Annotated in this window: 5 protein-coding genes; 1 reads left to right on the top strand and 4 read right to left on the bottom strand. The window is 69.6% G+C overall.

Translation table 11 applies throughout. The features are described 5' to 3' along the window. Positions 1-415: 415 nt before the first annotated feature. Positions 416-1,423 (bottom strand): stage II sporulation protein M, encoded by a 1,008-nt coding sequence (locus tag ACGF2V_RS17455; protein ID WP_362618511.1) that lies wholly within the window; start codon positions 1,421-1,423, stop codon positions 416-418. Between the two features lie 120 nt (positions 1,424-1,543). Between ACGF2V_RS17455 and ACGF2V_RS17450 the strand changes: the two genes are divergently transcribed. Further along, positions 1,544-2,557: an RDD family protein gene (locus tag ACGF2V_RS17450; protein WP_362706608.1), complete on the top strand. Its 1,014-nt coding sequence runs from the start codon at positions 1,544-1,546 to the stop codon at positions 2,555-2,557. 60 nt (positions 2,558-2,617) lie between these two features. On the opposite strand, the gene ACGF2V_RS17445 is transcribed toward ACGF2V_RS17450, so the two are convergent. The 3 genes from ACGF2V_RS17445 to ACGF2V_RS17435 form a co-directional block, all read right to left on the bottom strand. Further along, positions 2,618-3,229, bottom strand: a complete 612-nt coding sequence (locus ACGF2V_RS17445; RefSeq protein WP_362618505.1) for a hypothetical protein — start codon at positions 3,227-3,229, stop codon at positions 2,618-2,620. A gap of 174 nt (positions 3,230-3,403) precedes the next feature. Beyond that, on the bottom strand, positions 3,404-4,861 hold the full coding sequence (gene ahcY / locus ACGF2V_RS17440; RefSeq protein ID WP_362706611.1) for an adenosylhomocysteinase: 1,458 nt from the start codon (positions 4,859-4,861) through the stop codon (positions 3,404-3,406). A 563-nt stretch (positions 4,862-5,424) separates the two neighbouring features. Continuing rightward, entirely contained in the window at positions 5,425-6,435 is a 1,011-nt protein-coding gene (locus tag ACGF2V_RS17435) for a cation diffusion facilitator family transporter (protein WP_362618500.1), read from the bottom strand. Between the last annotated feature and the right edge of the window lie 10 nt (positions 6,436-6,445).

The following is a 6,445-nucleotide window of genomic DNA, read 5'->3' as shown; positions in this document are numbered from 1 at the left end:
TTCCGACTCTATCAGACTCTTTCGTGTCCGATTCCCGGTCGAAGCGGGTCCGCCTTCCAGTTCCACGCTTTCGCGTTTCCCTTTCCGGCGAGTCCAACCTTACCAGATTCTTTTTCCGTTCCGTTTCCGGTCCGAATTTCAATTTCCGGCGGCCGTTGGAGGGCCTTCGCCTTTCGGCTGATTCGACTTTATCAGAAGCGTTTAGTCGTTCTGGACGACCGTGCGATCCGAATTGAGAGAATCAAAGATCTTGCGGAAGTCTCACTCCCACAGAGATGCGGTTGTAGAGGCTAACCGCCTGGCCCGGACCTGTCCAGTCCCTGGCAACCGTTAGAATCTACCTCCCCGTGCTGACCGTGTCAACACTCTTCTGGGGAGATGGACAGACTAGCAGGTCAGCGGGGGCGATTCCACCTCAGGCTGCGACCGGCAGCTCTGCGCTGCGCTCCGCGGCGTCGATATCGCCTCGGTCTCCTGCTCGCGTCGCTCTGCCACCCAGGACGTAGACGTACACGAGGAAGGCAGCCTCGGCCGCGATTCCGATGGTGATGCGGGCCCAGGTCGGCAGGCCGGAAGGGGTGACGAAGCCTTCGATGACACCCGAGACGAAGAGGATCGGGGCGAGGCCGATGGCCATGCCGATCGCCGCCCGCCCCTGTTGAGCGAGGGCCGAGCGACGGCTGAACGGGCCGGGGTCGATGACCGTCCAGCCGAGGCGCAGGCCGGTGCCCGCCGCGACGAAAACGGCCGTGAGCTCGAGCAGGCCGTGCGGGAGGATCAGCCCCAGGAAGACGTCCAGTCGGCCGGCCGACGACATCAGTCCGATGCCGACTCCGAGGTTGAGCACATTGACGAAGAGCACCCAGATCACCGGGACGCACAGGAACGCGCCGAGGACCAGGCACAGGGCAGCGGCCCTCGCATTGTTCGTCCAGACCTGGGCCGCGAACGACGCGGCGGGATGGCTGGAGTAGTACGTCTCGTACTCCCCGCCCGGGCTGGTCAGGCGGCGGAGCTCGTCCGGGGCCGCGATGGCCGCCTGGACCTCGGGGTGCGTACCGATCCACCAGCCGATGAGAGCGGCCAGCAGTGTGGAGAGCACGGCCGTCGGTATCCACCAGTGCCGGGAGCGGTGGACCGCGGCCGGGAATCCGCTGGTCAGGAAGCGCGTGGCGTCGCGCCATGAGGCCCGGCGGGTACCTGTCACCGTGGACCGGGCACGGGCAACGAGCTGGGTGAGGCGCGCGACGAGCGCGGCGTCCGGGGCGCTGGACTGGACGAGGGAGAGGTGGGTGGCCGTGCGCTGGTAGTGCTCGACGAGTTCGTCGGCTTCCTCGCCGGTGAGCCGGCGTCCGCGACGCAGGAGGTGGTCCAGGCGGTCCCACTCCGCGCGATGGGCGTTCACGAAGACATCGAGGTCCATGGTCGGCTGCTGCTCCAGGCAAGGGGGCGTACGGGTTCGTACCGCGGCGGCGCGCTGCGGGTCAGCTTGGCAGACTGAGGGCCCGAGGGGCAGGGACGAGCGGCGAGGGATGGGGCGGCCATGAATGAACTCGTGACCGGGGACGCGGTCGTACTGGCTCTACGGCCGGCGAAACTGCCGAGTCGGGCATTGGCGTTGGCCCTCGATCTCGTGGTGGTGGGCGCGGTGTTCTTCATGGTGTCGATGGGACTGGCCATGGCGACGGTGACGCTGGACGACGCCGCGTTCGCCGCGATATCCGTAGCCGCCTTCCTGCTGGTGCTGGTCGGTGGGCCGATCGCGGTGGAGACGCTGAGCCGTGGCCGCTCGCTGGGGAAGCTGGTGTGCGGGCTGCGTGTGGTCCGGGACGACGGGGGGCCGATTCGTTTCCGGCACGCGCTGATGCGCGGGGCCATGGGTTTCGTCGAGATCCTGTTGACGTTCGGGGTCGTCGCCTGCGTCGCCTCATTGGTGTCGGAGCGTGGGCGTCGCCTGGGGGACGTGTTCGCGGGCACGCTCGTCGTGCGGGAGCGGGTGGCGGCGGGTCGTGAGGCGGCCGTGCCGCTTCCGCCGCCGTGGCTGGTCGGACGGTTCGCGGCTCTGGATCTGTCGGCGGTGCCGGACGGGCTGTGGCTGGCGATACGGCAGTACCTGACGCGGATGCATCAGCTCGACGCGCAGATGGGCCTGTCGATGGCGGAGCGGCTGGCCGGGGAGTTGTCGGCGCGGACCGGTGTTCCGGTTCCCGCGGGGGTGCCCGCCGGTGCGTATCTGGCGGCAGTGGTAAACGAACGGCAGGCGCGGGACGCGCGACGGGTGGTGGCCGCCTCCCCACCCGGCGGGACCGCACGCGGGACGGCCCTGGGCGGACCGGCGGCGGTGGCTGATTCGGCCGGACATGCGGGGCAATCGGGCGGGTGCGCGGAGCAGGTGGGACGTACGGGGAGCGCGGGGGCGGGGAGCACGGCCGTGCCGCCGGCACCCACCGCGCCGGCGTCGCCCGTGGGCGGTGCGGGGACGGGCGCTCCCCCGGTCCCGCGGGTGAAGGGGGACGGGACGGGGCCCGCCTCGACGGGGTTCGCGCCGCCCGCCTGACGCGGGGGGGCCCACGCCGTGCGGTGAGCCCGGGCGACGAGACGAGTGGTGAGTCGCGCTCTAACGCGGTGAGGGTGGGGAGTCCAGGTCTTCGAGTTCGATGCCGGGGGCCGAGAGCACGACGTCACCGGCGATGTGAACAGTGTGCTGCTCGCCGGTGTCCAGGGCGCTGACCTGGTATTCGTCCACGGTCAGGGGGCCGTTGTCAGTGGCGTGCGCTTCACTGTTCACCAAGGCCCAGGACTGGTCGACGGTGCGGGGTGCGAGGACCGGGTCCGTGAAGGCGATCAGGCGGACGCGGGCCGCGGGGGAATCGGGGGTGAGGCGCAGCAGTCGTGACGTCGCGACGAGGAAGGCGGGGGACGTGCCGGTGAAGGCGTGGGCGCGCGCATTGCCTTCGGTGGCATGAACGCCGGTCGGGTCGGTACGGACCCAGGTGACGCCGTCCAGGGCGGCGCCGCGGACCTGCCAGCTCGCGGCACGGAGTTCGAGACGGATGGGGCGGCCCAGGTCGTCGAGGGTCAGGTCGACGGAGCCGAGGTGATCGCCGGAAGGGGTGATGGTGCGGGAGACGTAGCGCCAGCCGGAGGGGCCGGGGGCGCACTGGAAGTGTTCTTCGCCGAGGAGGGTGTGGTCGTGGAGATCGTGAAGCGAATATCGACCGCGGGGCATGGGGTCCTTCGGGGTTCCTCGGGCTGAGCGGGCGGTACGAGCGCAGGCCCCCGACACGGGGGTGCGGGGGCCTGCGCTCGTAGCCGTTGCCGTGCTGTTCCGTCTGTCGACGGCCACATCGCCGGCAGCCGGTCGGCCGGCGGTGATACGCGTACGTGTCGGCGACGGGCCGGATCAGTAGCGGTAGTGGTCCGGCTTGTACGGGCCCTCGACCTGGACGCCGATGTAGGCGGCCTGCTCGGGACGGAGCGTCGTCAGCTTGACGCCGAGCGCGTCGAGGTGGAGGCGGGCGACCTTCTCGTCCAGGTGCTTGGGCAGCACGTAGACGTCGGTCGGGTACTCCTCCGGCTTGGTGTACAGCTCGATCTGGGCCAGGGTCTGGTCCGCGAACGAGTTGGACATCACGAACGAGGGGTGTCCGGTGGCGTTGCCCAGGTTGAGCAGGCGGCCCTCGGACAGCACGATGAGGACCTTGCCGTCGGGGAACGTCCAGGTGTGGACCTGGGGCTTGACCTCGTCCTTGACGATGCCCTCGATCCTGGCCAGGCCGGCCATGTCGATCTCGTTGTCGAAGTGGCCGATGTTCCCGACGATGGCCTGGTGCTTCATCTTGGCCATGTCGGCGGCCATGATGATGTCCTTGTTGCCCGTGGTGGTGACGAAGATGTCGGCCTTGTCGACGACCTCGTCGAGCGTGGTCACCTGGTAGCCGTCCATCGCCGCCTGGAGGGCGCAGATCGGGTCGATCTCGGTGATGATCACGCGGGCGCCCTGGCCGCGCAGCGACTCCGCGCAGCCCTTGCCGACGTCGCCGTAGCCGCAGACGACCGCGGTCTTGCCGCCGATGAGGACGTCCGTGGCGCGGTTGATGCCGTCGATCAGGGAGTGGCGGCAGCCGTACTTGTTGTCGAACTTGGACTTGGTGACGGCGTCGTTGACGTTGATCGCCGGGAAAAGGAGGGTGCCGTCGCGGTGCATCTCGTAGAGCCGGTGCACACCGGTCGTGGTCTCCTCGGTGACACCGCGAATCTCGGACGCCAGCTGGGTCCACTTCTGCGGAGACTCGCCGAGGGTGCGGGTCAGCAGGGCGAGGATGTGGCCGTACTCCTCGCTGTCCGCGGTCGAGGGGTCCGGGACCGCGCCGGCCTTCTCGAACTCGACGCCCTTGTGGACGAGGAGGGTGGCGTCACCACCGTCGTCGAGGATCATGTTCGGGCCGCCGGTGGGCGTGTTCGGCCAGGTCAGGGCCTGCTCCGTGCACCACCAGTACTCCTCCAGCGTCTCGCCCTTCCAGGCGAAGACCGGGACGCCCTGGGGGTTGTCCGGAGTGCCGTTCGGGCCGACGGCGATGGCCGCGGCGGCGTGGTCCTGGGTGGAGAAGATGTTGCAGGAGGCCCAGCGGACCTGGGCGCCGAGAGCGACCAGGGTCTCGATCAGCACGGCCGTCTGCACGGTCATGTGCAGTGAACCGGTGATGCGGGCGCCGGCCAGCGGCTGGGCGGCGGCGTACTCCTTGCGGATCGACATCAGGCCGGGCATCTCGTGCTCGGCGAGGGTGATCTCCTTGCGGCCGAACGCCGCGAGGGAGAGGTCGGCGACCTTGAAGTCCTGCTGGTTGGCGACCGTTGTCATAACGGGCTGCTCCTCGTAGTGGGTGTCGAGGTGGGCGGCTGGCTCTGCGGGGCGCGGACACACGAATGCCCGGGCGTTCGCAGCGCAGTCCGTCGGAGGCCCTCTCTCCCTCGGCCGGTCCGCGTGCGCGGACCGATCGACCGCCATCAGCAGCGACGTCTGACACTGCCGTCGAATCTACACCGATCGCCCCGGACGCTCCCAGCCCGCCCGGAACCGTGAGTGGCCGGAAAAGGCTCGCGGATAGGGCGGGCCAGGGCCGGAGGCAAACCAGGAAGGACAGGGAGGGCAGGAAGAGGGACCGCAAGCCGATCGGAGAGAGAACGAGGAGGGGCGGGGAGGGACGGGAAGAGGGGCACGAGCGGACAGGGAACGGAAGGGAACGGACGGGGACGGGGCCAGCGGACCGGGGCGGGTCGGGACGGCCTGCGGCGGCGGTGGAGAGCCGGGGCGGTGGGACGAGCCCCGGCCGGGGACCACGAACGCGCGGGGGCGGCCACCAGGGGCGGGCGGCCAGCCGGGTGTGACGGTGCCGGTGGACGGTGGATGGGGCGGTGGGCGGGTCAGTGGCCGGAGTTCGACGAGGCGTCCGGGGATCCTCCGGAGGGCCTGCCCGGTGCTCCGCCCGGGGTCCTGCCGGGGTTGGCACCGGCTGCGGCGGCGGCCTCGCTGTAGATGTCCGGCTCCAGGTAGATGACGCGGGCGATCGGGACGGCCTCGCGGATGCGGGCCTCGGCGGCGTTGATGGCATTGGCGACTTCGGCGGCGGTGTTGTCGTGCCGCACCGCGATCTTGGCGGCGACCAGCAGTTCTTCCGGGCCGAGGTGGAGCGTGCGCATGTGGATGAGGCGGGTGACGGTGTCACCGTCGACGACCGCCGCCTTGATCTTTTCGACCTGGTCGGCACCGGCGGCCTCGCCGAGCAGCAGGGACTTCGTCTCGGCAGCGAGCACGATCGCGATGGCGATCAGCAGGACGCCGATGCAGAGGGTGCCGATGCCGTCCCAGATGCCGTCACCCGTCACGAGCGCCAGTCCGACACCACCGAGGGCGAGCACCAGACCGATCAGCGCGCCGAGGTCCTCCAGGAGCACGACGGGCAGTTCGGGGGCCTTCGCCCGGCGGATGAACTCCTTCCACGACAGCGAGCCACGGGTCTCGTTGGACTCCTTTATGGCGGTGCGGAAGGAGAAGCCCTCGGCGATGATCGCGAAGACGAGCACGCCCACCGGCCAGTACCAGGACTCGATCTCGTGCGGGTGCTTGATCTTCTCGTAGCCCTCGTACAGCGCGAACATGCCGCCGACCGAGAACAGCACGATGGAGACGAGGAAGGCGTAGATGTAGCGCTCGCGGCCGTAGCCGAAGGGGTGCTGGGGGGTGGCCTCGCGCCGGGCCTTCTTGCCGCCGAGCAGCAGCAGTCCCTGGTTTCCCGAGTCGGCGACCGAGTGGACGCTCTCCGCGAGCATCGATGACGAGCCGCTGAACAGGAACGCGACGAACTTGGCCACGGCGATCGCGAGGTTGGCTCCGAGTGCCGCCACGATCGCCTTGGTTCCGCCTGACGCACTCATGGTGCTTGGT

The organism is Streptomyces sp. NPDC047982, assembly GCF_043204165.1.
Lineage (GTDB): Bacteria > Actinomycetota > Actinomycetes > Streptomycetales > Streptomycetaceae > Streptomyces.
The sequence above is the reverse complement of the archived record's forward strand: the minus strand, read 5'-3'. Positions and strand labels throughout refer to the sequence as shown.

Excerpts from the sequence above, each read along its gene's own strand:
- ACGF2V_RS17455 (WP_362618511.1), bottom strand. The coding sequence starts at position 1,423 with ATGGACCTCGATGTCTTCGTGAACGCCCATCGCGCGGAGTGGGACCGC.
- ACGF2V_RS17450 (WP_362706608.1), top strand. The coding sequence starts at position 1,544 with ATGAATGAACTCGTGACCGGGGACGCGGTCGTACTGGCTCTACGGCCG.
- ACGF2V_RS17445 (WP_362618505.1), bottom strand. The coding sequence starts at position 3,229 with ATGCCCCGCGGTCGATATTCGCTTCACGATCTCCACGACCACACCCTC.
- ahcY (WP_362706611.1), bottom strand. The coding sequence starts at position 4,861 with ATGACAACGGTCGCCAACCAGCAGGACTTCAAGGTCGCCGACCTCTCC.
- ACGF2V_RS17435 (WP_362618500.1), bottom strand. The coding sequence starts at position 6,435 with ATGAGTGCGTCAGGCGGAACCAAGGCGATCGTGGCGGCACTCGGAGCC.